At 64.3% G+C, this 26,320-nt stretch carries 24 protein-coding genes; 11 read left to right on the forward strand and 13 right to left on the reverse strand.

Features of this window, described 5'->3' with window-relative positions; translation table 11 throughout:
- Positions 1–46: 46 nt before the first annotated feature.
- From MRBLST15_RS01495 to MRBLST15_RS01520, 6 genes are all read right to left on the reverse strand, one after another.
- On the reverse strand, positions 47–1,531 hold the full coding sequence (locus tag MRBLST15_RS01495; RefSeq protein ID WP_367784832.1) for an esterase-like activity of phytase family protein: 1,485 nt from the start codon (positions 1,529–1,531) through the stop codon (positions 47–49).
- A 22-nt stretch (positions 1,532–1,553) separates the two neighbouring features.
- Entirely contained in the window at positions 1,554–3,854 is a 2,301-nt protein-coding gene (locus MRBLST15_RS01500) for a TonB-dependent receptor (protein ID WP_367784834.1), read from the reverse strand.
- Positions 3,855–4,232: 378 nt separating this feature from the next.
- A complete protein-coding gene (locus tag MRBLST15_RS01505; protein WP_414716120.1) occupies positions 4,233–4,703 on the reverse strand; it encodes a DUF2894 domain-containing protein in 471 nt (156 codons plus the stop codon).
- Positions 4,600–5,259, reverse strand: a complete 660-nt coding sequence (locus MRBLST15_RS01510; protein ID WP_367784837.1) for an OmpA family protein — start codon at positions 5,257–5,259, stop codon at positions 4,600–4,602. Before MRBLST15_RS01510 ends, MRBLST15_RS01505 begins: the two co-directional genes overlap by 104 nt.
- The gene (locus MRBLST15_RS01515) at positions 5,256–7,520 is read right to left on the reverse strand and encodes a DUF802 domain-containing protein (protein WP_367784839.1); all 2,265 of its coding nucleotides are present in this window, start codon (positions 7,518–7,520) and stop codon (positions 5,256–5,258) included. The genes MRBLST15_RS01510 and MRBLST15_RS01515 overlap by 4 nt, the downstream gene beginning before the upstream one ends.
- A gap of 10 nt (positions 7,521–7,530) precedes the next feature.
- Positions 7,531–8,184, reverse strand: coding sequence for a DUF3348 family protein (locus MRBLST15_RS01520; protein ID WP_180167276.1), 654 nt, complete (start codon positions 8,182–8,184; stop codon positions 7,531–7,533).
- Positions 8,185–8,328: 144 nt separating this feature from the next.
- Between MRBLST15_RS01520 and MRBLST15_RS01525 the strand changes: the two genes are divergently transcribed.
- The 6 genes from MRBLST15_RS01525 to MRBLST15_RS01550 all read left to right on the forward strand — a co-directional run bounded on the left by MRBLST15_RS01525 (position 8,329) and on the right by MRBLST15_RS01550 (position 11,970).
- Entirely contained in the window at positions 8,329–9,246 is a 918-nt protein-coding gene (locus MRBLST15_RS01525) for a M14 family metallopeptidase (protein WP_367784841.1), read from the forward strand.
- A gap of 93 nt (positions 9,247–9,339) precedes the next feature.
- Positions 9,340–10,140 (forward strand): hypothetical protein, encoded by an 801-nt coding sequence (locus MRBLST15_RS01530; RefSeq protein ID WP_265955547.1) that lies wholly within the window; start codon positions 9,340–9,342, stop codon positions 10,138–10,140.
- A 198-nt stretch (positions 10,141–10,338) separates the two neighbouring features.
- A complete protein-coding gene (locus MRBLST15_RS01535) occupies positions 10,339–10,590 on the forward strand; it encodes a helix-turn-helix domain-containing protein (RefSeq protein WP_198512170.1) in 252 nt (83 codons plus the stop codon).
- A gap of 168 nt (positions 10,591–10,758) precedes the next feature.
- Positions 10,759–11,127, forward strand: coding sequence for a hypothetical protein (locus MRBLST15_RS01540; RefSeq protein WP_265955544.1), 369 nt, complete (start codon positions 10,759–10,761; stop codon positions 11,125–11,127).
- Between the two features lie 116 nt (positions 11,128–11,243).
- Positions 11,244–11,603: an Imm10 family immunity protein gene (locus MRBLST15_RS01545; protein WP_236508874.1), complete on the forward strand. Its 360-nt coding sequence runs from the start codon at positions 11,244–11,246 to the stop codon at positions 11,601–11,603.
- A gap of 106 nt (positions 11,604–11,709) precedes the next feature.
- Positions 11,710–11,970: a hypothetical protein gene (locus MRBLST15_RS01550; protein WP_265955542.1), complete on the forward strand. Its 261-nt coding sequence runs from the start codon at positions 11,710–11,712 to the stop codon at positions 11,968–11,970.
- Positions 11,971–12,166: 196 nt separating this feature from the next.
- On the opposite strand, the gene MRBLST15_RS01555 is transcribed toward MRBLST15_RS01550, so the two are convergent.
- From MRBLST15_RS01555 to MRBLST15_RS01570, 4 genes are read right to left on the reverse strand one after another with little or no spacing between them, the layout of a single operon-like run.
- Positions 12,167–13,594 (reverse strand): efflux transporter outer membrane subunit, encoded by a 1,428-nt coding sequence (locus MRBLST15_RS01555; RefSeq protein WP_265955551.1) that lies wholly within the window; start codon positions 13,592–13,594, stop codon positions 12,167–12,169.
- 23 nt (positions 13,595–13,617) lie between these two features.
- The gene (locus tag MRBLST15_RS01560) at positions 13,618–14,502 is read right to left on the reverse strand and encodes a biotin/lipoyl-binding protein (RefSeq protein ID WP_367784844.1); all 885 of its coding nucleotides are present in this window, start codon (positions 14,500–14,502) and stop codon (positions 13,618–13,620) included.
- Positions 14,499–14,714 (reverse strand): DUF1656 domain-containing protein, encoded by a 216-nt coding sequence (locus MRBLST15_RS01565; RefSeq protein ID WP_367784846.1) that lies wholly within the window; start codon positions 14,712–14,714, stop codon positions 14,499–14,501. The genes MRBLST15_RS01560 and MRBLST15_RS01565 overlap by 4 nt, the downstream gene beginning before the upstream one ends.
- Positions 14,715–14,718: 4 nt before the next feature.
- Positions 14,719–16,659 carry an FUSC family protein gene (locus MRBLST15_RS01570; RefSeq protein WP_367828590.1) on the reverse strand — a complete coding sequence of 647 codons (1,941 nt, stop codon included), beginning with the start codon at positions 16,657–16,659 and terminating at the stop codon, positions 14,719–14,721.
- A gap of 182 nt (positions 16,660–16,841) precedes the next feature.
- Between MRBLST15_RS01570 and MRBLST15_RS01575 the strand changes: the two genes are divergently transcribed.
- A complete protein-coding gene (locus MRBLST15_RS01575; protein WP_367784848.1) occupies positions 16,842–17,552 on the forward strand; it encodes an AraC family transcriptional regulator in 711 nt (236 codons plus the stop codon).
- Between the two features lie 23 nt (positions 17,553–17,575).
- Here MRBLST15_RS01575 and MRBLST15_RS01580 read toward each other — a convergent pair whose 3' ends face one another.
- On the reverse strand, positions 17,576–18,106 hold the full coding sequence (locus MRBLST15_RS01580; protein ID WP_367785523.1) for a nuclear transport factor 2 family protein: 531 nt from the start codon (positions 18,104–18,106) through the stop codon (positions 17,576–17,578).
- Between the two features lie 38 nt (positions 18,107–18,144).
- A complete protein-coding gene (locus MRBLST15_RS01585; RefSeq protein WP_367784850.1) occupies positions 18,145–18,570 on the reverse strand; it encodes a hypothetical protein in 426 nt (141 codons plus the stop codon).
- A 354-nt stretch (positions 18,571–18,924) separates the two neighbouring features.
- Here MRBLST15_RS01585 and MRBLST15_RS01590 point away from each other — a divergent pair, with 354 nt between their 5' ends.
- The 4 genes from MRBLST15_RS01590 (at position 18,925) to MRBLST15_RS01605 (ending at position 25,483) form a co-directional block, all read left to right on the forward strand.
- A complete protein-coding gene (locus MRBLST15_RS01590) occupies positions 18,925–23,559 on the forward strand; it encodes an RHS repeat-associated core domain-containing protein (RefSeq protein ID WP_367784852.1) in 4,635 nt (1,544 codons plus the stop codon).
- 5 nt (positions 23,560–23,564) lie between these two features.
- The gene (locus tag MRBLST15_RS01595) at positions 23,565–24,026 is read left to right on the forward strand and encodes a hypothetical protein (RefSeq protein WP_367784854.1); all 462 of its coding nucleotides are present in this window, start codon (positions 23,565–23,567) and stop codon (positions 24,024–24,026) included.
- 531 nt (positions 24,027–24,557) lie between these two features.
- Positions 24,558–24,860, forward strand: a complete 303-nt coding sequence (locus MRBLST15_RS01600; RefSeq protein WP_367784856.1) for a hypothetical protein — start codon at positions 24,558–24,560, stop codon at positions 24,858–24,860.
- A 311-nt stretch (positions 24,861–25,171) separates the two neighbouring features.
- The gene (locus MRBLST15_RS01605) at positions 25,172–25,483 is read left to right on the forward strand and encodes a hypothetical protein (RefSeq protein ID WP_367784858.1); all 312 of its coding nucleotides are present in this window, start codon (positions 25,172–25,174) and stop codon (positions 25,481–25,483) included.
- A 131-nt stretch (positions 25,484–25,614) separates the two neighbouring features.
- Here MRBLST15_RS01605 and MRBLST15_RS01610 read toward each other — a convergent pair whose 3' ends face one another.
- Complete coding sequence (locus MRBLST15_RS01610; protein ID WP_367784860.1) at positions 25,615–25,989, reverse strand: hypothetical protein; 375 nt, start codon at positions 25,987–25,989, stop codon at positions 25,615–25,617.
- Positions 25,990–26,320 lie beyond the last annotated feature (331 nt).

Here is a 26,320-nt window from a genome sequence, read left to right on the forward strand (position 1 = left end):
AACATTCCGTGCAGAGCAGCCGAGCATGGGCTCGGCTCTACAGAATCTATCGTGGCGTGACGGGTAGCGGCTGCGGCAGGGTTAGCCGATACACCAGTACCCGGTTGTCGTTGTCGTACGCGCTGTCGCAGTGCTCGCCCTGCATGCGGCAGCTGCGGGCGATGAAGTCGTTGTCGTTGCCGATCAGCAGCAGTACGTCATTCGGGTGCTCTGGATCAAGCGCCGGCAACACGTCCATCGCCTCCCACTTCTCCGACAGCAGTCCCGGGTGCGGGCCGCGCCCTGTATCCAGGTCCAGCCCAGCCCGGGCCAGTTGTGGCCGGTCGAGCAGGTTCAGCACCTCTTTGACCTGGGCGGGCACGATACCGGTCTTCAAGATCGCATCAGCCGGATCGGCCAGCACCGATGCCGTGCCGGTCTCATATTCCGTATCCGCCAGATTGGACGCCTGCGCCACGTTCACCAGCAGCACCGATTTGTACACGATCGGGTCATCGCCATCCTTGCCCAGGCCATTGCCATCGCGGGCCAGCATCAGGAAGCGCTCGTTGTCCAATGCACGCAGCTCGCTCTGTGCAGCGGTACGGTCGAGCTTGCCCTTGCCGTCATGGGCATAGGCGGGCAGGATCATCACGTGATGGCCGACCGGTTGCGTCGGCGTCGGGTTGGTGGACACGTCGTAGACCAGCACGCGGGTATTGATGCGGCCGGCGGCATTGCCCGGCGCGCTGTCCTGGATCAAGGCACTCTGCAGGGCAACAAACAGCCGTGTGCCGTCGGGCGACAGGCTCATGCCTTCCACGCCCTGGTTGTTGCGGCGCCCGGTCTGCGGCGCGGCCAACGATCCAAAGGCAGGCTTGCCATCACGTTGTGGTCGGATCGCCAGCGGCGGCACGATCACTCCCTGCAGCTGGCCCTGTGCATCGAAGTAGTAGACGTTGGCGGTGTACTCGTCGCCGATGTAGAAGTGGCCGTCGGCAGTGAACTGCAGGGATTCCGCATCGAGGGCGACCTTGCCGGCCCCCGCGCCAACGGCGGGCGAGGGCAGCACCACGCCACGCTGGTTGATCGTGTGATCACCCGGGTCTGCACCGGTGAAGGGCTGGCCGTTGTAGTCCTTCAGCACCAGGCCCTTGTCGGGCGTCATCGTCACCACGCCGAAGCCCTTGGCCGTTCCCTGCGGCCATTCGATGCGCAGCTTCATGCGTTCCAGGCGGCCGGCGTAGTCGTAGAACAGGCCGGCCTCCGGATCGTTGCGGCCGCGGTCGGGCAGCGTCCACAGCACCCCTTGGTAGCCCCGCGCGGTGCGCCGCCACGTGCCCGGCTGTATCGCCAACGACGAGAACGAGCCCAGCGTATCGCCGAGGAAGTCCACCGTGCCGGCCGGCAATCGCCCGGCGGCGACCAATCCCTTGTCCACGTAGGTGAAGCTGCCCACGTCCACCGCGCGTGGTGGCATGCCGCGGGCTTCATGCGGTGCGTTGTAGCCGCTGACCGAGAGCGCGGCCAACAGCAGGGCAGTTGCGGACATCAATGGACTCCTCGGCCGGTGATCAGAAGCGGATGTCGATGGTACCGAACACCTGGCGCGGTGCCGACGCATGGAACACATACAGCTTGCCCGACGGGTCGCTGGGTGCGAATACGCTCGAATCCAGGTTGCTGGCGTAGCGCTTGTCACCCAGGTTGGTGACGTTCAGCGACAGGCGCATGCCCTTGGCGAAGCCAACCTGGCCGAAATCGTAGCCACCGGCCAGGTCGAACACGGTGAAGCCGCCGAAGCCCTGGTCATTGGTATAGGTGTAGAAGCGCTCGCCGGTGTACTTGCCGCGCAGGCTGGCGAACCAGCCGTTGTCGCGCCAGGTGATCTCGGTGGCCAGCAGCTGCTTGGGCGTGTCGGTCTGGACCTTGCCCTTGATCTGCTGCTCGACGCCCGCCTGGATGTAGTTGGAGGCATACGTCGAGCGGTTCAGCGACGCCGAGGTGTACCAGCTGAAGTGCTCGTTCGGTGTCCACAGCACGGTCAGTTCGGCACCGCGGCTGTCGACGCCGCCGACGTTGTAGAAGCGGTTGCCGCAGGTCGGTCCGACCGGCTGCCGCGAGTCGCAGGGGTTGTACTGCAGCAGGCGGTTGTCGAAGCGCACGCTGTAGGCAGCGACCGATGCCTGCAGGGTGTCGGTGACGAAGCGATACCCCGCTTCCAGCGAGCGTGATTCCTCCGGCTTCAGGTTGCCCTGTGCGTTCCAGGTGGCCTGGCTGACCGCCTGCGGGCCCAGCTTGAAGCCGCCCTGGAACATGGCGATGTTCTCGGCGTAGCTGGCGAACACTTCGTGATGCTCGCTGAGGCGGAAGTTGGCGCCGACACTGGGCAGGAAGTTCTTGCTGGCCTTCAGCGAGCCGGTGGCGAACTGGTTGTTCGAGCTCGGCGAGATCGGTGTCCTCGCATCGCCGGGCAGTGCCTGCGCGTCGGAGGTGGCACGCGGACTCTTGGCGCCGAACTCCAGCGTCAAACGGTCGTCAAGCAGGCGCCAGGTGTCCTTCAGGAAGAACTGGTGGGTCTTCCAACGCGTGCGCTGGGCGAACACACCCACATCCGAGGGCAGGGTGTTCATAACGCTGAGGTCGCGTGGTCCGTCCACCGCGGTCTGGTAGCGCTCGGCGCTGCTGGTGTTGCGTTCGTACCAGACGCCACCTTCGATGCGGTGCGCACCCAGCTCCCAATCGAACGACAGCGTGCCGCCATCGCGGTCGATGGTGTAGATGGTGTTGCGGAAGATGATCGGGATTTCCTGCGCAGTGCCCTTGTTCGACCACGCGCCGCTGTTCCAGTTGTGGCCTTCGCCACGGTCGTCGTGGTGGTAGGCCAGCGCCCGCAGGGTGAAGCCGTCGGCGAGGAAGAAGTCGCCGGCCAGATAGTACAGGTTGTCATCGCGCAGGATCTGCCCGGCAGTGAACGCACCGTCGGCGTCCTTGTCAGGACCGCTGTTGTCGCACTTCTTCGCGTTGAGGCTGGCGGTGTTGCAGTAGGCCTTGGCCACGGCCTTGTTCCAGTCCGGTGCGTAGCCGCCCCAGTCCCAGCCCAGGCCGCGGGACATCTCGTCCTTGGACAGGTAGAAGTAGTCCGCCTGGCTGGTGCGCGAGGTGTCGACGAAGCCGGTGATCTGGCCGCTGCCGAAGTTCCACACGCCCTTGGCATTGAACTGCCTGGTGGTGGATGTGTTGTACGCGGTCTGGTCGTTCCAGAGGTCCGAGACCGCGTTCATGCCCGACACGTAGCCGGAGAATCCGTTGTACTCGCCGCTGTCCACGCGCACGAAGGTGCGGCGGTTGGCATCGCTGCCGAAGGTCTGCACCACGCGGCCGCCCAGTTCCTGCGCCGGTCGGTCGGAGGTATAGGAAATGGTGCCGCCGAGGTTGCTGGTGGATGGCGTGCCGAGGCTGCCGATGCCCACCGCGAGTTCGGCGCCTGCCATGTTCTCGCTGATCAACGCACGGTTGATGGTCAGGCCGTTGTAGTTGTTGTACGCGCCATCGCCCAGAGGTACGCCGTCCAATGTGTAGCCCAGCCGGGTGGCGTTGAAGCCGCGCAGGCTGAGGGTCATCGACTGTTCGTTGGTACCCAGCGCGTCGGCCGACTGCGCGTTGACGCCGGGCAGCAGGTTCAGTGTCTTCTGCAGGCTGGTGCCTGGCGGCAGGATGTCCAGGTTCTCGCGGGTGATGCGCTGCACCTGGCGTGCCTCGCCACTGCCGATGACTGAAACGGCATCGAGGTCGGTGGCCGACGGCGCCTGCTGCGCCCATGCGGTCGGCGCAAGGGCAAGGGACAACGCAGCAGCCAACAGGGTCTTGGTCATGGAACAGGCACTCAGGCAGGCGCGAGCCCCCGCATGGAAGCGGAGCTCAGGCAGATGAAAGGGGGAAGACGCGATGCGATCGCGGGCGCCGGAGGCGCCGTTCGATCAACGTGAAAATGGTGCGCTAGACAGATGACTGTCTGGTGACATGTTCAGTTGTTGTGAGGCGCAGACCTGTAGAGCCGAGCCCATGCTCGGCTGCTTTCGGGTGCAGCCGAGCATGGGCTCGGCTCTACAAGGAGCTTCAGGGGCAAGGTAGATGCCGACCTTGGTCGGCATGCGCGGCGCCGAATTGTCGATGCGTCGCATTGATGGAGAAGCGCCAATCAAGGTTGGCCTCTACCAGAATCGCCGATCCAGGTCGGCGTCAACGTACACTCAACCCGCGTTGCGGGGTTTGCGCGTGCGCTTGGGCTTTGCCGTATCACCGCTGCTGGCTGCACCATCCTGCAACGCCTGCAGCCAAGACAGCGTATCGACGTAGTCGATGAAGTGGCGCAGATACCCGGGGCTGGTCGCCTGCATCGTATCCAGCATGCGCTGCACCAGCACTGCCGAGTTCAGCGGGCCGCCGTCGGCCGGGGCCTCGGTGCGGAGCGAGCGGCGTACCTGCAGTTCGCTGCGCAGTTCGGACCACTCGCGGCGCACGTCGTCCAGCATCGGCACCTGCGGATAGTGCGCAAGCGCATGCGAGCTGGCATCCAGATCGCGCACCAGCGCACGCAATCCATCCAATGGCGAGGACTCAGCTGCCATCGCCGCTCTTTTCGCCCGGTGCAGCCGCCTTGGGCTTGGGAATCGGCGCGATCTCCACGCGGCGGTTGCGCGCGCGGCCTTCTTCGTTGGCATTGGAGCTGACCGGCTGCTCGCTGCCGAACGCGGCGGCGAACACCGCATCGGCCGGTACGCCGTCGGCGATCAGGGTACGGGTCACCGTCAGCGAGCGCTGTGCGGACAGCTCCCAGTTGTCGGCGAAGCGGCGGTTGCCTTCGCGCACCGGCGCGTCATCGGTGAAGCCGCTGACCATCAGGATTTCTTCGCGCGAACCCAGATACGCCGCCAGCGGCGTGGCAAGGCTGCGCAGCAGCTCCTGGCCTTCCGGCTGCAGCTGGTCGGAGTTCAGCGCGAACAACACGTTGCCGCTGATGCCGATGCGGCCATCCACCAGCGTCACCCGTCCGGCGGCGAGCGGGCCAGCCAACGCCTGTTCCAGCGTCTGCAGGCGCTTGGCCTCGGCCTGGCGTTGCTTGACCTCCTGGTCCAGCCGCTGCGACAGCTCCAGCTGCGCGGCAACCACGCCGACCAGGATCAGCACGAACGCACCCAGCAGCACCGACATCAGATCGCCGAATGCCGCCCAGATCGGGGCGTGCGAGCCGCCATCGACCTCCAGCTCGTCGCTCATGCGCTGCCGGCCTTGCCGCGGCGCGCGGCCAGCTGCTGCAGTTCTTCCATCACCTGCTTCTGCGACAGCAGGCTGAGGTCGACCACCTCGCGCGCCTGTGCCACGTAGTACGCCAGCTGCTCATCGCTGCGCGCCAGCGAGGCATCCAACGCACCGCCGATCTGCTCCAGGCGTCCCGACAGCTCCGCCGAGGCGGTGCCGAACTGCTCGACCGCAGACCCGAAGGTGCCGGCCAGCTGACCCACCTCACCGGCACTGCCGTTGAGCAGGGTGGCGATGCCATCGAGCTTGCCGGTCTCGGCGGCGATGTGGTCGGTGAAGCGGTTGCCGACGCGTTCCAGCAGTTCAGCCGAACCACCGACCAGCGCGTCCACGGCCGTGCGCTGCTCGTGCGAGGCGTGGTTGATCGCCTCCAGCAGGGTCTGCACCGTGGCCAGCAGGTGGCCACGCTCCTCCAGCATCGCGTTGTCGCGCACCAGGCTTTCAGACAGGGTGCTGCGCAGTTCGTTGATGACCTCGGCCGCGGCTTTCGGCGCTTCAGCCGCGGTCTGCAACAAGGTGGACACTTCGGCCAGCGTGGCGCTGGCCTGTGCGCGTCCGTTCTCGCCGATCTGCTGCGCGGTCTGCGCCAGCGTGTCGCACACCTGCTGCTGCTGCATGGACAAGCGCTCGCCATCGGCCTGCAGGCGCTCGGCCAGGTTGGTCGAAACATTCTGCAACGCATCGCTCCAGCGCTGCAGGCGCTGTTCGTCAGCGGCCACCAGCTGAGCCTGCAACGCGGCATGCGCCTGCTGCAGCTCGGTACTCACCGCGTCCCAACGCAGCTGGCGCTGCTGTTCGCGCGCATCCAGGCCCGCCTGCAGTTCGGCATGCGCCGTGGCGGTGGCGGCCTGTGCAGCCTGCCAGTCCTGCAGGCGCTGTTGTTCGTGGTCCTGCAGCAGCGACTGGCCGGCGGCGTGACGCTCATCCATCGCCTGCAGCAGCGTCTGCGCACGTTCGTCCAGATGGCTGCTGGCACGCTGCAGTGCCTGCTGCTGACGCTCGACCAGTTCACTGTTCAACGCATGCTGCTGTTCGGCAGCGGCGCGCCAGGCGTCGGCGTTGCCGCTGGCGTCGGCCTGCAGACGCTCGCCGATGCGCACCACCAGGGCTTCACTCTGCGCGCTCTGGCCTTCGCTGAAGGCCTGCAGGTGCTGGCGCAGTTCGGCAACCAGTGCCTGCTGCGCCCCGGTCTGTTCGGCCACGACGTTGGCCCAGCTGGCCTCGGTGGCCACGCGGCTGCGCTCGAAGCCCTCAGCCAGGCCGTTCAACTGCTGCTGTACGGCCTGTTCGACGCGCGAATGCAGCGCCTGGCCGTGGCTGGCCAGGCCAGCCAAGGTGGTTTCGGCCATCGGTTGCAGCGCGCCCCCGATGGCGGCGGCGCTGGCTTCGGCACCTTCGCGCAGCGACTGTTGCAGCGAGGTGGCCAGGCGCTCCTGCAACGCCTGGCTCTGCGTCAGGAACTCGGCCTGACCGGCCAGCAGGCGCTCATTGGCGGCCGCGCTGTGCTGTTCAAAGGTGCTGGTCATCACCTGCAGGCGATCGACCAGCGCAGGCAGCGCAGCGGACTGCGACTGCAGCAGGCGCAGCGACTCGGCGCGCTGCCAGGCTTGCGAATACGGATGCAGGTCAGTGGCGATGGCGCGGTCCAGCTGCTGCACCACCTGCAGGCGGTCGCGGCGCAGCAGCGCCGACAGCAGGCCCAGCATGGCCGAACTGGCGACACCGGCGATGGACGTGCCGAAGGCCACGGCCAGGCCCTGCACCGGCGAGGCCAACGAGCCGCGGATGGCCGCCATGTCGGTAGCGCTCTGCAGGGCCAGGCCCGTGCCGCGCAGGGTGTCCATCATGCCCAGCAGCGTGCCGAGCATGCCCAGCAGCACCAGCAGGCCCACCAGATAGGGGGTCAGCACCGGCGAGGGCAGGGCGGTGCGCTCGCCTTCCACGCGCAGGCGCACGGCGTTGCGCAGGCCCAGCGGCACACGCTCCAGCCACGGCGCCAGGCTGTCCTGGGCCAGCGAAACGTCATTGAGCGCCGCGCGCAGGCCATTGCTGGCCTGCCGGTAGCGGTACAGCTCCACGCCACCGGCGATGTAGCAGGCCGCAATGATCGCTGCCACGGCCGCACCCAGCGGGTGAACCGAGACATAGCCGACACCGATCCAGCACACGGCCAGCAGGCCAGCAAGGAAGACAAGGACGTGGAAAACAGTTCTGGACATGGTGTTCCGGTCAGTGTGAGCGCAGGGCGGCAAGCAGCCCCTGGATCGGGTGGAAGCGCAGTTGCAGCTCGGCGAGCAGCAGCGTGCGCATGTCGTGGCGGAAGGACGCGCGCCAGCCGGGCTGGCCGTGCACGCGTTCGAATCGGGCACCCAGCACTGCTGGGGCGGTGGCGAGCAGGCTGTGCTCGCGCGGGCTCAAGGTCTGTTCCATCACCGCATCGACCTCGGCCAGCCGCGCCAGCTCCGGTGATGCCAGCACCAGCTGGTCACGCAGGCGGCCGCGCAAGCGACCGGTGGCGGTCTGGATGGCCTGCTGCAGCACGCGGTAGCGCTGCCGCAGCGAAGCGAAGTTGGGTGCCGCAGCGGCCTCGGCCAGGTCCAGCAAGCGCTCGGCCTCGGCATCCTCGCTCAGCGAGGCCAACAGGCTCGCTTCGGCTTGAGCGCAGTCGGCCAGCAGATCATCCAGCGCTTCGGCGGCCTCGGCCGGTTCAGCCAGGCGGCCATCGAGCGCGCCCGCAAGGGCCACGGCACGGCTCCAGTCCACCCACTGACCGAGGCGATCGGTCAGGGCGGGACTGGAGGCCGGCATCGCGCCGTCGCTGAGACGGGCGAGCAGACGGAGGAAGTCCGGTCCACCCAGGACCGGCTGCGCTGCGTTCGCCATCAAGGGGGTGGGGGCCAAAAACCGTTGATTTTACAACCAGATGAAGCCGGCCGTATGAAGGCGGGGCGCGGGGGCAGCAACGATCGGGCCACAAGGCTTAAAATGGTCGGCTGTACCACCGCACCCCGACTTCTGGAGCTTGAGATGACCGTTGCGCAGTTCTACCCGATCGGCACCCCCGGACAGCCCTGGGGCGACGCCGAACGCGCGCAGTGGCGGGCCCGCCAGCAGCGGCAGCGCAGCTACCACGAAGACGTGGTGACCGCGCTGGAGCGGCTGGACGAGCGTTTCGACGTGGTGCAGTACGGCCAGCTTGACTACGCCCCGGACCACTACCCGCTGTTTGCGGTGGTGAACCACGACTGGAACCCGGCCCTGCCCACCGCGCTGGTCACCGGCGGCGTGCATGGCTACGAAACCAGCGGCGTGCATGGCGCCCTGCAGTTCCTGGAACAGCATGCCGAGCGTTACCTGGGCCGCTTCAACCTGATCGTGGCCCCGTGCGTGAGCCCGTGGGGCTACGAGCGCATCCAGCGCTGGAATCCCAATGCCATCGACCCCAACCGTAGTTTCCGTGACGGCGGCCTGATCGAAGAAGCCGCCTCGCTGATGCGCTGGGTGGCCGAGCGCAAGGCCAGCATCCGGGTCCACCTGGACCTGCACGAGACCACCGACAGCGACCTGCACGAGTTCGACCCGGCCCGTTGCGCCCGCGACGGCAAGCCGTTCGAGCGCGACACAATCCCCGATGGCTTCTATGTGATCGGCAACAGCGAAGACCCGCAGCACGAATTCCAGAAGGCGTTGATCGCCGCCGTGGCCCCGATCACCCACATTGCCCCTGCCGACGCCGAGGGCAATCTGGTGGGCATGCCGCTGCAGTCGCTGGGCGTGGTGTGGGGCGAGTCGCGTTCCATTGGTGCATGTGCTGGCTTCACCGATGCGCTGTATGCCACCACCACCGAGGTGTACCCGGACAGCCCGCGCACCAACCCGCAGGAATGCAACGACGCCCAGGTGGCAGCGGTGTGTGCGGGGTTGGATTTCGCCCTGGCGCACTGAGCGGGACGCGGTCGAGCCGAGGCAGGCCTGGCTCGCCGCCCCCTGTGCGCCCGGTCTGCTGCGCCGGTGTGCAGGATCAATGGATCGAATCACATGGCCAACATCAACCATTTGTCCGGCGAACCGCCTGCGGGCGGCTCGGCTTGCCCGCCTGAAGAAGTGGGGGCCGTGGGCCTCGTCTATGTGGCCGATGGTGAGGAAGGCCCGATGGCGGCCGCCGCTGCCGGGCAGCGCGTCGATCGCCCGGACGACCGCCCGCCGTGGATCGTTGTCGATCACCACATGCATTCGGTGATCGTTGCGAAATGGCCGGGCAGGCTGTTGAAGGTCCGCGTACTGCGTTCGGCAGCCGAGCAGCCGCTCGTCCACGCCGGCTACACCCGTGCGACTGCCGTGGATGTTCTGGAGGCGCTGCCGTTGGCGATGCTTTTCGGTAGCAGCGGCGAAGCCGTCGTTGAATTGCTGAACGCTATTCCGGGTCTTTCGGTAACAGTGATCGCCGCTCTGGGCGAGCAGGTCGATGCGCAGGCAGCGGCTGTACACAATGCGGCCTGGGATAGATGGCTTGCCCGCGTTGACCCCGGCTCGCCGTTCATCGGCGAGGAGCATGCCGGCGTCCTCGCAATGGGGGCGCATGCGTCCCGGTCGCCGGTGGGCGCCGCGCCCTCGATCCTGCATGCCGCGTTGCGCAGGCACGCACGCGACACGGCGGGGGAGGGCGCGTTCATCGAAGACGAGGGAGAGCCCGTGTTCAACGCCAGCTGGTCACGGGCGGCCGCCTGCCTGCAGCATGCGCTGATCGGCGTCGGTGCGGAGGAGTCGCTGCTCACTGCCGCCGAGCGCGCCGTTCTTGTCCGTGCCTGGAAAGGCACAAGGCGTGCTCCCACTCCCTAGCGCCGGCGCACGGAAGAATGCGTTGTTTGTTCAAGCGCCGGTGCGGGCGTTGCGCGATGATGGCGCTGGTTCCAGGCAAGCAGGACTGCCGTGCTCGATTCGAGACCCCCCGCCTTTCCCGCTACGCCCTCGCCGCGGCGCTGCATCATCAGTGGTGAGCGACGGCAACGCAGCGCACCACCGCAGGGGCGATCCGATGTGATCACCTTTCCTTCGCTTTCATCTCTGGCGGCGGTGCTCTGTGATGAGAATCGTGAACTTCTGCGCACCCTGCACAAGCTGCAGCCGCGCTCGCTCACCGAACTGTCCGGAATCTGTGGTCGAAAGGTGCCGAGTCTGTCGCGCACGCTCCGGCTCATGGAGGGTTACGGCCTGGTCGAGCTGCGACGGGTCGGGGCAAGGGTCAGGCCGCTGGCGCTTGTGACGACGTTTGTCGTGGTGCTGGATTGAGCCGGGGCGGAAGCGCGATCGATGACGTTCCACTACTGCACTATAGTAGTCCTGCGCCCGTCCCGGCCCGGGAAACCAAAGGGCAACAACTGAGGCGCAGGCTTCCGATACCCGGATTCTCTGGCCGAGGTCTCGTATCGAAATGGGGACTCGCCTCTGGGAGGAGGGATGCGCTATCTGGTTGATCTGGACGTAACAACCTATCTGGCCGCTGGGCGCGACATTGAACAGCTTCTCCCTGAGCGATATGAGATGGATCAGCTTGTGATTCGCTATGTCTCCATCGAGCGCAACAAGCCCAGTTCCTGGAGGGTTCGCCTTTGCGAGGTCCTTGACAACGGAACCCCCGGGTTCATCGATGTATACGAATTCGAGCCAGTGGATCCTGATCTTCCATTCGGAGACGAATGGATGTTTGATTCCATTGAGAGTGCTTTGAAGTTCGCGGGGAACACTCTGAAAGCACGTCATGACCGCTATGTAAATCAGGGTTTGATCCAGGATGAGTTCAAGGACCGATACCATCCGGAATGGTGATCTTCCAGGTATGGAAATGGCAGGTCTCTGGCCTGGGGCCGGCGGGGCATTGGACTGCTGGTTGACAATGAAAGAGGACTCAAGCCATTTACACCTTCAATGCCAATGTTGTTTCTATAGAAGATGACAGCCACTGCCTCGTTGTTGGGCTTGCAGATGGCGCTGATGATCCGTCCCACTACCTGATTCTGCAGAGCAGCAGGGATTTTGACGAGCAGGACATCAGGCTCGGCATGGATCGCCTCCATCTCGAGATTGGCGGTGCGCTTCAACCCTGCTACGGCGGATTGGAAAGCGTGGTTCTGCGTGAAGTGTCCCTCGAGTTGTTGATTTCTGGGGAGGCACGAAAGAAGCTTGGAATCGGTGGTGCAATTGAAGTGGTGTTGACGGATGTGAGCTGCCGGGCGCGGCTTGACGTGGCGTTGGCTCAGATGTGTGCGGCGAATGGTGTGCCGTTCGTTGCGGAGAGAAAATGACTCTGTTGCGCCGTGGTGACAAGCGAGGTTTTGCTGAGCAGGTTCAGGGAAGTTCTTTTACAGCAGCAGGGTCCGGCATTGACAGCAAGGATGCGACGTAAGAGCCATGATCAGAAAATATTTCAAGCATTGGGCTGAATCGATCCTTGGGGAGGGCATCATCCTTCTTGAGGCAGTAGATGATGAGGTCACCAGGCAAGTGGAGATCTACGGCGAGACGATCATCTGGTGTGACAGGATGGGGCAAAGCGATGATCGCTTCATGCTGGCCGACCAGCCTTTGTCCAACCTTGGCCTGGGGCCGGAGGATGAAGTGGCCGAGTCGGATTTTGAGGTGGCATGGGCAACCGCAAGGGGCTCTCGGTGATGCCGGCTATCTTTCCTTTTCATCTCTGATTGGTTGAAGGAGCGAAGGCTGGATCTGGGGGGCATTACCATTGCCAACAAGACCGGCAGCGAAGTTGTTGTGAAGAAACTATAGTTGCCGGGCCGCGCAGCCTCGCGGCGCGGATTTGCAGGCCAGGCGATGTGATCGAAGGCCAAAGGTACCTGACGGGTGTTCATCAAAAGTTACCCGGCTGGTCAGTGCCGGCTTCTGGCACTGCGTCCTGCGCGGCCCAACCCCCGCCCAGCGCCAGGAACAGATCCACCTGACGATCCACCCGCTGCGCACGCGACGCTGCGAGCGCGGATTCTGCATCGGCCAGGGCGGCCTCGGCAGACAGCACATCGAGGAAGCCGATCCTGCCGAACCGGTACAGCTGCCCGGCCTGGCCGCTCGCACGTGCCGCGTCGTCGCGGGCGAGGGCAAGGCTGTGCTCGCGATCGATCTCCTGCGCATACGCCGACAGCGCGGTTTCGGTCTGCCGCAACGCGTCCAACACCGCGCCATCGAACGATGCCAATGCAGCATCGGCGTTGGCCCCGGCAGCGTCGATCCGTGCGTGGGTTGCGCGGCGGTTCGGCCAGCGCCACGACAGCAGCGGTCCGATGGACGCGCCGATGCTGTCGCTGCCCAGCAGCTTCTTGAATGAACCTGCCATGCCAGCGGACGCGCCGATGCTCACTTGTGGATACAGCGCCGCCGTTTCCACGCCGATCATCGCAGTGGCGGCCGCCAAGCTGCGCTCCGCCGCACGGATATCCGGGCGACGCTGGATCAGCTGGCTGCCATCGCCGACAGGAATCAGCTGCTGCAGGCGCGGCGGTTGTTGGCAGTTGGCGACTTCCTGCGGGTAGTCCGCTGGTAGTCGGCCCATCAGCGCTGCCAGTTCGAACAGGGCTGCCTGCCGCTGGGCAACCAGATGCGGCACTGCCGCCGCGCTGCGGTTGACCGCCGCGCGCGCCCGGCTCACGTCGAATTCGGTTCCGCGTCCGCCGGTGGCCAAGAGAGTGGTGGCGTCCAACGTGGCGCGCTGCGTATCGAGCACCCGCTGCGTCGCCGCCAGGGTGAGGTTGGTCGAACAGATGCCAACATACGCGCGGGTGACGGCAGCAGCGACAACCACCCGTACCTGGTCGCGCGCTGCAGCGACGGCCTCCGCATCCGCGCTGGCTGCTTCAATACCGCGGCGGATGCCGCCGGCCAGATCCAGCGGGTAGGACAGGTGGATGCCGAGCGCGTATACCTGCGGTGGCGAGGAAGGCGAGGTGTATCCACCGGCGCGGGCCAGCGTGGCCGATGCGTCGGCGTCGGTGCCTACCGAGCCCTCGGCCCGGACCTGCAACACCATCGCCGTGGCGCGGCGCAGGTTGGCGTCGGCCGCGCGCAGGTCGGTGTTGGCCCGCAGCGCTTCGCTGACGTAGGCATCGAGCCGTGGATCGTCGTACAGCTGCCACCAGCGATCCGGCGGCTCGGCTTGTGCGTAGGCCGCCTCGTGGCTCGATACGAATGCGCGGCGGGCGGCCGGGTCGGCGGCGACCGCGTTGGCCGGAAGTGTGTAGTCGGGGCCGGACACGCAGCCGGCCAGCGACAGTGCACAGGCGAGCATACCCGCGCGTGATGCGTTGCCGATCACTTGCAGGCTCCCGGCGCGCGCGGAGTGATGGTCACGCTGGCGGTTCTGCCGACGATCAGGCGGGTATCCGGTGCAACGTCATCCAGGCGGATGCGGACCGGTATCCGCTGCGCCAGCCGCACCCAGGTATAGGTCGACGCGACCGACGGCAGCAGGTTGTGGGTGCTTGAGCGCTGGTCGTCGGCGATACCTGCAGCGATGCTCTCGACGTGCCCACGCAGGTCGCGACCATCGCCCATCAGGCGCGCGACCGCGGCATCGCCTTCGCTGATGCAGTTGAGCTTGGTTTCCTCGAAATAGCCCTCGACCCTCAGGCTGCTGCTGTCGATCAGGGCCAGGGCCTGGGCGCCCGGCTGCAGGAAGTCACCTGGATGGAGATCAAGATTGGTGACGATGCCATCGGCGCTGGCGCGCACCTCGGTGCGCTGCACGTTCAACAGTGCCACCCGCCGCTCCGCACGGGTCTGCGCCAGACCGGCCACTTCGGTATCGACCTTCGCCGCATTGCGCTCGCGTGTCTCCGAGGCGACCAGATTGCCCAGCGCGATATCCCGCTTCGACTCGCGGCGGGCAAGGGTAAGCGTGGCCTGCGCGCTGCTCACTGCGGCATCCGCCTTCTCCAGCGCGGCGGCAAAGCGCGGCTGGTCCAGCACCAGCAGCAGCTGCCCGGCTTTCACTCGCTGGTTGTCCTGCACCAGCACCTGGGTCACCAGTCCGCCCATGTCCGACGCCACCCGGATCACATCCGCGCGTACCCGGCCATCGCGCGTCCAGGGCTGAGTTTCGTATCGGCTCCACAGGGACAGGGCCGCGATGACGGCGACGGCGAACAGGCAGAGCGTTGCGCTCCAGCGGCCAATGACACTCAGCACGTGTTTCATTTCAGTTTCTCGAACAGGGGCGCGAGCTGGATCAACAGCTCCGCCAGGATCACGAACAGCGAAAGGCCCACCAGCGGGCGATAGGCGAACAGCCGGTACAGCCCGAGGCTTGCCAGCAGCCGCGAGGCCATCATCGACAGCGCCAGCGCGATGAGCGCCACCACCAGCAGGCCGGGAATGAAGACGCCATCGATGGAGATATCGGAGAACATCGCATCAGTCCTCATGAACGAGCAGGTCGCGGCGCAGGCTGGAAAGCAGTGCAAGAACATGCTCGGATCCGGGCGCGCTGCCAGTGCTGACGGCGTCGCGTGTGCGTTCGAGCGATTCCAGCAGCGGCGCATTTACCAGGCGGGGAGCGGGAGTGCGGAAGTGGGCGATAGCCCTGTGCATCAGCAGCGCATGACACTCGCGGCTGCTCCGGTCCTTGAGCGTCCTGCCGATCACACGCAGTTCGGCCACGGCACTGGCCGCGCGCATGTCTGCAAACATCGTCCGCAATGTGGCGGCTGCATCCGGATGGCCGCGCAGGCGAGGAGCAAGCAGCGCAAGCCGATCCACCATGCGGCTTGTCCAGTCGCTGGCATTTCGCACTTGCCCGGTCGCCCGGCGCGCGATGTCCCGCCTGATCACGTCCTGCAAGCGCGCGCGGCTGCGATTGCTGTCCAGCGTCTGCAACAGCGACATGCTGCACAGCGCCGCCGCCGTGCCGACGAACAGCGCGACGCCGCTGTTGAGCGCCCCCACGATGTTGCTGGCATTGGTCGCGCCCAATCCTGCAATGAGCGGGAAGGTGAGCACTACCCCCAACGCCGCCATGATGAACGGTGGGCGGGCGAGGAACGAGCCACACACCAGCAGCGCGGGCGCCAGCGCCATGGCCAGGCCGACGAAATCGGACAGGCCCGGAAAAATCACCAGCGCGTAGAACAGCCCGATGACCACGCCGACGGTCGACCCGATCAGGTAACGCATGACATGCCCCGCAGGTTCCTCGGCGGTCCCGAACAACACGCAGGCCGTGCCGATGATGGAGACGGCAGTTGCACCATCGGACCACGCGGTAGCGATCCACAGCGCGCAGCTCAGTACGATGCCGACGAAAGCACCCAAGGCGCTGCGCAGGGCGATCCGGTGATCACGGTGCAGCACATGGCCATTCGCCTTGCTGGCGAGGTGCACGGGCACTCGCCGGCGCCAGTCCGGGCGGGCGGCGTGCAGCTGCTCTTCCAGCAGCCGGCAGTCGTGATGCGCAGCATCGAGTTCGGCCTGACGGGTGCAAAGTGCTGCACGCAGCAGGTCCGGCCATGCTGTGTCTGTCGTGCCAACAGGCTGTGCGCGCAGCTGGGCCATCGATTCATCTACCGCGCTGGACAGCATCAGCACATCGAGCATCCGGTCATGCAGCGCGCGCAGGATCTGCACCTGGGCGACGCCATGCACACTGTCGAACGGCAGGTGGATGGACAACGTATGCAGTTCGAGCAGGTCCGCGGCTACCTTGGAGCGATCCTCCGCCAGTACCGTGTCGTTGGCGCCTGCGCGCATGTCCTGCGTCCAGCGTTCCGCATCGCCGAGGATCGACGCCACACGCGCGTGCACACGCGGCGAAACCCGGCGCGGCAGCACCAGCCCGTGGACCAGCGTTGCCGCAAGAATGCCGATGGAGATTTCCTGCACGCGGGTGATGGCAATGGTGAAGACGTCACCGGGCACCATCACCGCCGGGAAACCGATCAGGCTGGTGGTGTACCCGGCCAGCAGGAAGGCATACGCACGCGGTGTGCGGTCGAGCATGGCCAGGTACAGGCACAGGCCCATCCAGGCCGCCAGCAACACGCTCAGCACCAAGGGCGCGTTGGCGAACCGCGGCACCAGCAGCACCGTAGCAACCGCGCCGCCGACGGTTCCCAGCAGGCGGAACAGGCCCCGGCTGAGCGTTGCGCCGGACATCGGCTGCGACACCAGGTAGACCGTGCCGATCACCCAGAACGGGCGGGTCAGGCCGATGCGCAGCGAGACATACAGTCCGAGGATCGCGGCGAGCAGGCACTTGAGCGAGAACAGCACCGCTTCGCGGTCGACCTTCAATGCGGGCGACGTCAGCAGCGCACTGGGGCGCGAAAGCCAGGGGAGGATAGGGGCGGGAATCTGCATGCCGCCATCGTATTCAGCGAGACCGTCCGCCGAATTTCGCTAGAATGTCAGTCTATCGCTGAATCTGGTCATTGAGAATGACTCGCATTTCGCTGCCTGGCTTTGATCTGGACCCGGACGCGACGGATCGGCCAGCAGTGGCCAGCCGCCTGCAGGTGGCCGACCACGCTGCCGAGATTCCGGTGCACGACCACCGCAAGGGACAACTGATCCTGGCACTTCATGGCGCGGTGACCTGCGAGGTGGCCAATGCCCTGTGGATCGTGCCGCCGCAGTGCGGCGTGTGGATTCCCGGCAGCCTGCCGCACAGCAATCGCGCCACGGCGAACGCGCGCCTGTGCTATCTGTTCGTCGAGCCGGGCGTCGTCGACCTGCCACTGCACTGCGTGACGCTGTCGATCTCACCGATGGTGCGCGAGATGATCCTGCACCTGGCCGATGTGCCGCAGGACTACCCGCGCGGCGGGCACGTCGAGCGGCTGGCGCGGGTGCTGCTGGACGAACTGGTGGAGATGCCGGCCGAGCGGTTGTACCTGCCGGTGAGCGATCACCCCAAGATCCGTGCGCTGGCTGCGGCGCTGTCGGCCAATCCGGCGGACCGCAGTACCATCAGTGAATGGGCCAAACGCCTGGCGCTGGGCGAGCGCACGTTGACGCGCCTGATTGATCGGGAAACCGGTCTATCGTTCGGACGCTGGCGACAGCAGCTGCATCTGCTGGTTGCGATTCGCGAGCTCGCAGGCGGCGCGGCGGTGCAGCGGGTTTCTGAAAGCCTGGGCTACGAGTCGGTAACAGCGTTCATCACGATGTTCAAGAAAGCGCTGGGGCAGTCGCCTACGCGGTATTTTGCGGCGCGGCTGCGGAATCAGGATTCCGCTGCTCGTAGCGATTGACGTTGACTGGCTGAAACGGAGTATCAGCTCTCCACGGAGCTGCGTTTGTCGCGTATCGAATAGATCACTGAAAAGATCTTCCAGCCCTGCTCGGTGCGGACCAGCTGCCACATTTCCCTTCCCCAGTTTTCTTTCGCACCGTTGGCGTGGAAGCTGTAGTCGAACGACACCGATGCCACATCGCCGTCTGTTTCGATCTTCGTGTTGAAGAACTTCTCCTCTCGTGGCTCTGCAGTGGCCACGGCCTCATCGATGAGCGAAATGAAGTTGTTCGATGGGATATTTCGTGCCTTGATCGCATCGGGCTTGGCCCTGCGGATGTCCGCCAATCGCCGGTCCTCGGACACGAACTGCCAGCCGATGTCTTCCGGCTTGTCAGAGAAGAACAGTGCCATGTAGGTCGGTTTGTCCTTGTTGATCAGCGAGGTGCGGAAGGACTCGATCACCTGTTCGATCGCTTCCACATCGACAGGCATGTGTTGCTCTGCGCAAGCCGGAAGGCTGGGCAACAGGCAAAGGGCGAGGGTGGTGAGGACCGTTCCTGGAATTTGCATCTGTAGTGTCGGGTTGAAGGAGAGGGCGGGCACACGCATCAGCGAGCGTACGTGCGCCAGAAGAGCACATGATCGCCCGCTCTGCTTGTTGCGACGAAGACCGACCTGTCTATTTCGTGCTCGCAGCGAAAGAAGGAGTAGGAGCGCTTCAGAGCGGTCTCACTCGGCCACCAGCTTCGATTGAACAGCGCCGGCCGGGTAGCGCTGTGGTTGATGGGCCGGCAACCGGACGGCAAGAGCAGCTGCTTGCTGCGTGGTTTGCTGAAGGCAAGCGCGCTCACGTTTGAATCGAGGTCGTGCACCTCGCGCAGGTCGGTCGCCTCATCGGGCACCCACGCGGGAATCCAGCCCTTGGTAATCATCTCGGCGTCGACGGCTTCCTGCTTCGTGGCGTAGGAGCTGTCCATCACCAGATCGCAGGAGGTGAGTATCAAGCAGAGTGCGAAGAGGAGGAGCAGCCTCATGCGGTCTGAAAATGGAGGTAATGTCGGGGTCATAGACGATCCTACAGCGCATCCTTGCATCACTGGCTTGACGGGGCACGCTAGCACTAATGAAGACTGGAGGCAGTTTGGGGGGGGGTACCCTGATCACCAGGGCAGGGTCGTTGCCGATATCGATAATCGTGACCGACATCCCGCGGCTTGACTTGATTATGTAATGGGCTTGCGCGATAACTGCCCCGTGCGGCATGGCCGCATTCCGGAACAGGGACGATCCGAAGCAGGGCGCGACAGGGCGGTGATCCGCCTGTGCACCTTCGTCCCTCCCGGCGCGGTATTCGCCCAGGAAGGAGAACACGGATGTTCGGACGGACAATGAAGCTGGCGCGTGTGGCGCTGACGATGGCCGCGCTTGGCTGCGCGGCCCCCCTTGCCGCGCAGGCGCAGGAGAGCAAGACAACCTGGCGCATCTCCCAGCCAAGCGGGAATTCGACCCAGTACAAGACCCAACAGCAGGCGGTGCAGGCGATCCAGAGCCTGCCCGCGCCGAGTCCGTTCCCGCCGGAGTTCCAGTTCGGTTGGAAGTCCGTCAATTCGATCAAGTCAAAGGCCGTGGACCTGGAAGGCAATACCTCAATCACGTACTGGATGGGCAAGTCCCAGCCCTCCGACCCTGATTGGTCGTATCTCAGTACCGCGATGTTCCCGACCGAAGAGGCGATGGTTGCCGCTTACCTGGCCAAGGTTCAGGAGGCAAATCCTGTATGTCCCGGCGCGGCGGTCACCCCGACAAGTGAATGGTATGCACTCAGCCCCGACATGGAGGGGACGATCGAGACCCGGGATTTCCAAGCCACGTACATGATCGGCCACAACACGGCGGAGTCGCCGTGCACGCCCTATCCAAGCGATCTCCATATGACGCGGACCCGGCGTCTGAACTGCCCGGTCCCCCTCACCCAGTGGTCCAACAAGCATGAAGCGTGTGTCAGCGAAGAGTTCGTAGCAACCATCACCTCCAAGACGACGCAGTGCGAAAAGGATGGGGGGAGCGCCGGCTGCCCCGATGAGGATCAGGCCCCGTGCAACGGCACCGTAGGCAACCCCTGCGACGTAAAGACCGGCGAGAAGTACGAGATCGCGCAGGACTTCGATCTGGGCTGGATCGCACTGACGCGCTATTACCATTCGGGAATATCCACCTCGTCCGGAGGGTTCGGCTACGGCTGGACACATTCGCTTGGAGCGCAACTGGCACTGGATGGGGCGGGTGGCGCTGGCATCGTTGAAGCCACTGGTTTCCAGCGCGCCTTCAAGAAGATCGGGCAGGTCTACGAGGCCGCCGACAGCAGTGGCGATCGCCTGGTCCAGAATGGGAACTGGACGCTGTACGCGTCCGACGCCATTTCGACATTCGACGATGCGGGTCGGCTCGCCGCGAAGCGCTTTGTGGACGGTACCTCGCTCACGTTCGTCTATGACGATAGCCAGCGCCTCGCTGCCGTCGTGCACAGCAGCGGCCGTACGCTTGAATTCGTCTACCAGTCCAACGACTACGAAGCCCTGATCAGCTCCGTTCTGGTCGCGGGCGTGCCGCAGGCGAGCTATACCTATACTGCGCATGGGCAGGTCGCTACCGTCACCTACGCGGGCGGCGGGGTGCGCACCTATCACTACGAGAATCAGGATTTCCCCCAGCACCTGACCGGCATTACCGCCGAGGATGGGCGCCGCTACAGCACCTTCACCTATGACACCATCGGTCGCGTCATTTCGAGCCAGCACGCGGGTGGCGCTGATGGCGTAACCCTTGCCTACAGCCCCAATGGCGGTGCGGTGGTCACCGATGCATTGGGCCATCAGACCGATTACACGCTGACGCCCGGTGGCGACAGCGCTCCTCCCCGCAAGGTGTCGGGCACGACCGATGCCCAGGGTTCGATCAGCCGCACCTACTATGACGGCGCGGTCGATTTCCGCCGGCGTCTGGATACCTATACGGACCGGCGCGGCGTCCAGACCAAGCACACTTACAGCGAAGGCGTCGACGCGGTGACGGGCCGACCGGTCAACACCCATACCATCACCGATGCGGTCGGCCTGCCTGAGCAGCGTGTTGTGCAGACCACGCGCGACAGTGTGACCAACGCGGTGCTGGCTACGACCATCGCTCAGCGTGAGACGCGTACCGCCTACAACGCCCGTAGACAGCCTGTGAGCGTGACCCTGAGGGACCTGGCGTCCGGGCAGACGCGTACGGCCACGTATACCTATTGCGAGGCCGCGGATGTAGCCGCAGCCGGCAGTTGCCCCGTGGAGGGGCTGCTGAAGAGCGTGGACGGCGCACGCACCGACGTGGCCGACGTCAGCACCTATGCCTACTACGCCGTAGACGACGCAGGGTGCGCGACCAATGGGGCCTGCACCTATCGCAAGGGCGACCTGCGCAGCGTCACCAATGCACTCGGTCAGACGGTGGAGACGTTGGCCTACGACGCCTACGGGCGACCGTTGTCGGTGAAGGATGCCAATGGCGTGGTCACCGACTACGCCTACCATGCTCGTGGCTGGCCCACCTCGGTGACCGTACGCGGCGCCACCACCGCCGAGGATCGATCCACCCAGATCAGCTACTGGCCCACCGGTCAGGTGCAACAGATCACCGAGCCCGATGGCAACAGCGTGATCTACGTGTATGACGCTGCACAACGACTGACCGACATCGAGGACAACGCTGGCAACACCGTCCACTACACGCTGGACAATGCCGGCAATCGCCTGAAGGAGGACACTCTGGATGCGGGCGGCACCCTGCGCCGCACTCTGGCACGCACCTTCAACACGATTGGCCAGCTTACGGCGCTGAAAGACGCCGGCAACCACGCGACCGGCTTCACCTACGATGCAAACGGCAACCCGCAGACGGTGACCGACGCCCTGCAGCGCGTCACCAGCCAGCAGTACGATCCGCTGAACCGGCTGGCGCGGACCCTGCAGGACGTCGGCGGTGTTGCTGCGGAAATCCGCAGCCAGTACAACGCGCTGGACCAGGTCACCCAGGTAACCGACCCGAAGGGCCTGCACACCACCTACGCCTACAACGGCTTTGGCGATCTGACCGGCCAGGTCAGCCCGGACAGTGGCGCAAGCAGCTTCACCGTAGATGCGGCAGGCAACCGCAAGACCGCCACCGACGCGCGCGGTGTCACTGCCACCTATCACTACGATGCACTCAACCGCCTGACTGGTATTGCCTATCCGGACCCCAATCTGGACGTGGGCTACAGCTCTGATGTGGCGCCGGCCGTCTGCGTGGCTGATGAGCGATTCGCCAAGGGGCGCCTGGGGCAGGTACTGCACGCCAATGGCAGCACCCAGTACTGCCACAACCGCTTCGGCCAGATCACCCGCAAGGTGCAGACCGTCAACGGTGTCGCCAGTACGCTGCGCTACGCCTACAGCAAGTCGGGCCGCCTGACGGCGTTGACTTACCCGGACGGCAGCGTGGCCGACTACGTGCGCGATACTCAGGGGCGCATCAGCGAGATCGGCCTGACCCGCCCTGGGCAGTCGCGGCAGATCGTGGTGAACAACGTGACCTACGTGGCCTTTGGCCCAGCGACCGGTTGGACCTATGGCAACGGCCGTCAATTGCAGCGGCCGCTGGACCTGGACTACCGTCCGCAGGCCGTGCATGATCCGGCAACAGGTGGGCTGTCGCTGAGCTATGGCTATGATCCGGTGGGTTCGATCACCGAGCTGAAGAACGGCGCAGGGTCCGAAGTGCTGGCCAAGTACGCCTACGACAGCCTGGGCCGCCTGACCCAGACCCAGGACGGCGCGACCGGCACGCCGATCGAAACCTACGGCTACGATGCCACCGGCAACCGCATCTCGCTGACCACTTCGGCAGGAACCGCCAATTACACCTATCCGGCCACCAGCCACCGACTGACCGCCGTGGACGGTGAAGCACGCAACCATGACGCAGTGGGCAACACCACCAGCATCGGCAGCAAGGCGTTCACCTACAACGATGCCAACCGCATGAACGCGGTGAAGCAGGGCAACGCCACATTGGAGAGCTACGCCTACAACCATCGGGGCGAGCGCGTGCTGCGCACCCCAGCCGGTGGTGCGACTCAGATCACGTTGTACGACGAAGCAGGGCAGTGGCTGGGCAACTACTCGGCCACGGGCCAGGCGCAGCAGCAGGCGATCTGGCTGGACAACTATCCGGTGGCACTGATCAATGTGCCGGGCACCGGCGTGCCGGAGCTGGCCTACATCCAGCCGGACCACCTGGGTACGCCGCGCGTGGTGATCGATCCGGTGCGCGATGTGGCGATCTGGGAGTGGAGCAACAAGAGCGAGGTGTTCGGCAACCAGATGCCGAGTGCCGACCCGGATGGGGATGGTGTGGTGTTTGAACTGGCGCTGCGCTTCCCGGGCCAGCAGGCGACGGATGCGAGTGGGTTGTTCTACAACTACCGGCGGGAGTACGACCCGGCAGTGGGGCGGTATTCCCAGAGCGATCCGATTGGATTGCTCGGTGGCGTAGGCACCTTCGGCTACGTCAGCGGTAACCCCGTCAGCCTTGTTGACCCCCTAGGTATGGCTGGGAAGCCGGTTGATCTCGGAGATGGTTATACAGGACGTGTTGACACATTCAACTATCGTGGCGATGCGTCCTTTGAAATTCACGTTCTTGGACCTCGCGGAAATGAGGTTGGCGTCTACGGGCCCGACGGCTGGATAAATAAGCATGGATTCAAAGGCGCTCCATCAGGTCTGCCTAGTGGTGTAGAGGATCAGTGCAAGACAATTTCCGCCGACTACTCTCGTCGAATTGGAGTCCATATGGGGCGAGCCGAGAAGCGAGCTTCGAAATTGAAATCGGCTCTGCGTGGCTGGCCTATACTGGGGACGCTTATAAACGAGATGTCAACGCCGAGCCCGAAGAGAATTTGCGAAGATGCCCCCGACTATCCCGGCTGTGAGAACATGTGAGAATTATGAGTAGGATCTATCACGACGGTGTATCGTGGAACTTCACCGAGTATTTCGACTATATTGATGAAGTGGCCGATGGCATGCCTCCTGGACTGAGGGATTTTGCCGCGAATGCACGGAGCTATTCGCTCCATGGCAAGGGGACGCTGCACGATTCGAGATTGTTGTCATTGATGGTTTCAAAGAACTATGCGGATAAATTCTCTGGCTCTAGGACGTTCGTGGAAATCAGTCTTGTCGATCAGCTATTCGAGGGAAAGTTTGTCCTCAGTTACGATTCTGTGCATGACTTATTTTTGAAGGAGTCCAGTTTAAAGGAGCATGCCCATGCTGATGTTTTGAGGCATGAATTCTCTGTCCTTCGGCCGGGATTGTTTGAGCATCAAATAGTTTTTGATCACGAGGGCGAGATCCGCATTCAATTTTCTGATTTTTCGTGTGAATGGGCCGCATTCTCCTCTTGAATTGATCGGCTCAACTGTTGCTTCAAGCGCCGCAAGCCTTCAACTTCATCAAGAGCATTCCCTTGGCTTGTGAGGTGCATCGCCATCGTGGTGGGCGCTTGGTTGGTGCGCCCATTCAGCAAGGTCGCTTGGGTGCACCGCGCGTGGCGATTGGCTCAGTGCGGAATATCGCGATCTGGGAGTGGAACAACAGGAGCGAGGTGTTTGGGATCAAGCGCCGGTCAATGACCGGTTGCGGAATGACCGGGTGCGGATAGTGTGGCACTCGAACTGGCGCTGCGCTTCCCCGGCGCAGTAGGTGATGGATGTGAGTAGGTTTCTCTACAACTGGCGGCGGGATTGCGATCCGTCGGTTTGCCCTCAAATCCTCCGTTTGCACGGTTCAATTTCTGGAGCCATACTGCAATGGCGACTTGCCGCCATTTGGGTCGGTAGAGTCGTAGCGTTATGATCGGGGGTGGAATTTTCAAAGTGCGGCGTTCCCGAAGTTGGTATTTGTTTCGATATATTTCATCGGTGCTGGAGTCGTTGATGTCGAAACCCAAGCGAGCTTGGCGCCCCCTCGTTTTCTTTCCGGGCTTGGTATTCTGCAGTCTGGCTGCCTTCATGGGCGTCTTGGTTCTGAAGTTTGGAATCAACAATAGCGGCACGCTGTGCGGTCGACTTTGTGGTTTTGGATTTGCGATTCAGCAGTACTTTGGCCAATTGGCCTATGAGAGGGCCGTCGCGGCGATGTGCTTCGTCGCGGCTGCAGTAGCGTTGGATATCGCGATCCGACAAGGGCTGCGCGACAGTCCATCAGCCCAGTCAGGAAAGAAACGGCGTCAACGATGAAGACTTTTCAGTTCTACGGACGTCGGCGTAGTGCTGCAAGCCATCGTGCATCAAGGAGTACGAGCAGCACTGCTCATCATGCGGCCGGCTCAGCTGTCGATCCCGGAGATGACCAAGCCCCCCCCAAGGCTGACGGGTTGGGCGTTCCCAGCTGCGGGGCGGCATGCATGGGTTCATGCCAGAGGCGGAAGGGGCATGGGCCGCCGTTTGCCAGGGCGAGGCGCATTGGCTTCCGCGTACCAGCGAAGGCCTGATGAAAGCTCAGCGAGCACGGGTTGCATGAGGGCGGAGGATTCCGCACGGAAGCGGTGATGACTTGGATGTTGGTTGTTTTCTATGCGGCCCTCTCGGTGCTCGCGTATTTCGCAATGGTCGCTAGAACTCCCACCAGGCGGTTCTTCTCCGCGATTGGAATCATTGCGGTTCAGATAGCTTCGCTTGTGTGGATTCAGATCATTGCCAGAGCGCTGGGCTCGCAGTCCAATCATGGGCGCTATTCCATGGGAGTCGGGGAGCTCTACCTCGCCATACGCCCCATCCTCTTGTTCAACCTGGCGGTATGCATCGCCCTTGTTCTGATCTTCTTGGTTGCTCTATCCGGAAAGAGGCTGGCAGGCGAGTGAGCGTGGGGCAATGCTGTTGTTGAGACGGAGGAAAACGCGAGCCAAAGGGGGGGGGGGCTGCAGTACCGGTGGGCTTTTTTCCGTTCGCTGGTGAGCCTGGAGGCGCAAGGTGCATTCCAGGCGAGTCCCGTTCACCGCTCCACCTGCAACCGCCCCACAGCCTGCGCACTCAACGCCAGGCACGCCAGCATCAGCCCCTCCATCACCCGGTCGCCCACATAGTCCTCGGGCTCGCCGTTCTGCCGGGTCCGCTCTGCCGCCAGCAGCACCTCCTGTACCACCCGCAACCCGGCCAACGCGCAATCCGCATCGGCCAGTGCCATGCAGCGCCCGGGCAACTGATGCCGCTCCGGCCAGGGCTGCCCGTCGGCCGCAGCGCCTTTGCCGATGCGCTTCAGGTTGGCAATCAGGGTGTTCGCATCCGCACAGGGCACAGCCTCTGCCAGGTCGTCGGCATTGGCCGGGTCACTGTAGGCGTGCAGATGGGGAAGGTCAGATCCGTTCATGGCGAGGCTCCGTGCAAGGCAATCGGTAGCCGCCACACAAGAGGTGGCGGACGGTACGTGGTTCGAATCCGGGTTGACGTCAAGCCGGTGGGCGCGAACGCCCCCACGCACCGCCCGCCATAGCCGGCAGACGGATTGCCAGCCGGCGCCACGGAATGTGGACGCCGGCTGGCAAGCGCAATCACTCAACGCCAACACGGGATTCGAAACCCGGCCACCCGTTTTCGGTGGCACGCCATCTCAGCCCGCGTCGCTATGCAATGCCAATCAGAAGAGTTGCAAATAGCTCACGATTGGAGACGCTTTCGGCATTGAACCACGCTGTTAAGTA

Origin of the sequence: Stenotrophomonas sp. LST15-1-1.1 (assembly GCF_040815575.1) — a bacterium.
Taxonomy (GTDB): Bacteria; Pseudomonadota; Gammaproteobacteria; order Xanthomonadales; family Xanthomonadaceae; genus Stenotrophomonas; species Stenotrophomonas lactitubi_B.

What these genes read in the sequence shown, in the direction of transcription:
- MRBLST15_RS01510 (WP_367784837.1), bottom strand. Translation starts at nt 5,259, where the DNA reads ATGAGCGACGAGCTGGAGGTCGATGGCGGCTCGCACGCCCCGATCTGG.
- MRBLST15_RS01600 (WP_367784856.1), top strand. Translation starts at nt 24,558, where the DNA reads ATGTCGAAACCCAAGCGAGCTTGGCGCCCCCTCGTTTTCTTTCCGGGC.
- MRBLST15_RS01595 (WP_367784854.1), top strand. Translation starts at nt 23,565, where the DNA reads ATGAGTAGGATCTATCACGACGGTGTATCGTGGAACTTCACCGAGTAT.
- MRBLST15_RS01515 (WP_367784839.1), bottom strand. Translation starts at nt 7,520, where the DNA reads ATGTCCAGAACTGTTTTCCACGTCCTTGTCTTCCTTGCTGGCCTGCTG.
- MRBLST15_RS01585 (WP_367784850.1), bottom strand. Translation starts at nt 18,570, where the DNA reads ATGAGGCTGCTCCTCCTCTTCGCACTCTGCTTGATACTCACCTCCTGC.
- MRBLST15_RS01520 (WP_180167276.1), bottom strand. Translation starts at nt 8,184, where the DNA reads ATGGCGAACGCAGCGCAGCCGGTCCTGGGTGGACCGGACTTCCTCCGT.
- MRBLST15_RS01610 (WP_367784860.1), bottom strand. Translation starts at nt 25,989, where the DNA reads ATGAACGGATCTGACCTTCCCCATCTGCACGCCTACAGTGACCCGGCC.
- MRBLST15_RS01505 (WP_414716120.1), bottom strand. Translation starts at nt 4,703, where the DNA reads ATGCCAACGAAGAAGGCCGCGCGCGCAACCGCCGCGTGGAGATCGCGC.
- MRBLST15_RS01525 (WP_367784841.1), top strand. Translation starts at nt 8,329, where the DNA reads ATGACCGTTGCGCAGTTCTACCCGATCGGCACCCCCGGACAGCCCTGG.
- MRBLST15_RS01565 (WP_367784846.1), bottom strand. Translation starts at nt 14,714, where the DNA reads ATGTTCTCCGATATCTCCATCGATGGCGTCTTCATTCCCGGCCTGCTG.
- MRBLST15_RS01605 (WP_367784858.1), top strand. Translation starts at nt 25,172, where the DNA reads ATGACTTGGATGTTGGTTGTTTTCTATGCGGCCCTCTCGGTGCTCGCG.
- MRBLST15_RS01555 (WP_265955551.1), bottom strand. Translation starts at nt 13,594, where the DNA reads ATGCTCGCCTGTGCACTGTCGCTGGCCGGCTGCGTGTCCGGCCCCGAC.
- MRBLST15_RS01590 (WP_367784852.1), top strand. Translation starts at nt 18,925, where the DNA reads ATGAAGCTGGCGCGTGTGGCGCTGACGATGGCCGCGCTTGGCTGCGCG.
- MRBLST15_RS01580 (WP_367785523.1), bottom strand. Translation starts at nt 18,106, where the DNA reads ATGCAAATTCCAGGAACGGTCCTCACCACCCTCGCCCTTTGCCTGTTG.
- MRBLST15_RS01560 (WP_367784844.1), bottom strand. Translation starts at nt 14,502, where the DNA reads ATGAAACACGTGCTGAGTGTCATTGGCCGCTGGAGCGCAACGCTCTGC.
- MRBLST15_RS01550 (WP_265955542.1), top strand. Translation starts at nt 11,710, where the DNA reads ATGATCAGAAAATATTTCAAGCATTGGGCTGAATCGATCCTTGGGGAG.
- MRBLST15_RS01570 (WP_367828590.1), bottom strand. Translation starts at nt 16,659, where the DNA reads ATGCAGATTCCCGCCCCTATCCTCCCCTGGCTTTCGCGCCCCAGTGCG.
- MRBLST15_RS01540 (WP_265955544.1), top strand. Translation starts at nt 10,759, where the DNA reads ATGCGCTATCTGGTTGATCTGGACGTAACAACCTATCTGGCCGCTGGG.
- MRBLST15_RS01530 (WP_265955547.1), top strand. Translation starts at nt 9,340, where the DNA reads ATGGCCAACATCAACCATTTGTCCGGCGAACCGCCTGCGGGCGGCTCG.
- MRBLST15_RS01495 (WP_367784832.1), bottom strand. Translation starts at nt 1,531, where the DNA reads ATGTCCGCAACTGCCCTGCTGTTGGCCGCGCTCTCGGTCAGCGGCTAC.
- MRBLST15_RS01500 (WP_367784834.1), bottom strand. Translation starts at nt 3,854, where the DNA reads ATGACCAAGACCCTGTTGGCTGCTGCGTTGTCCCTTGCCCTTGCGCCG.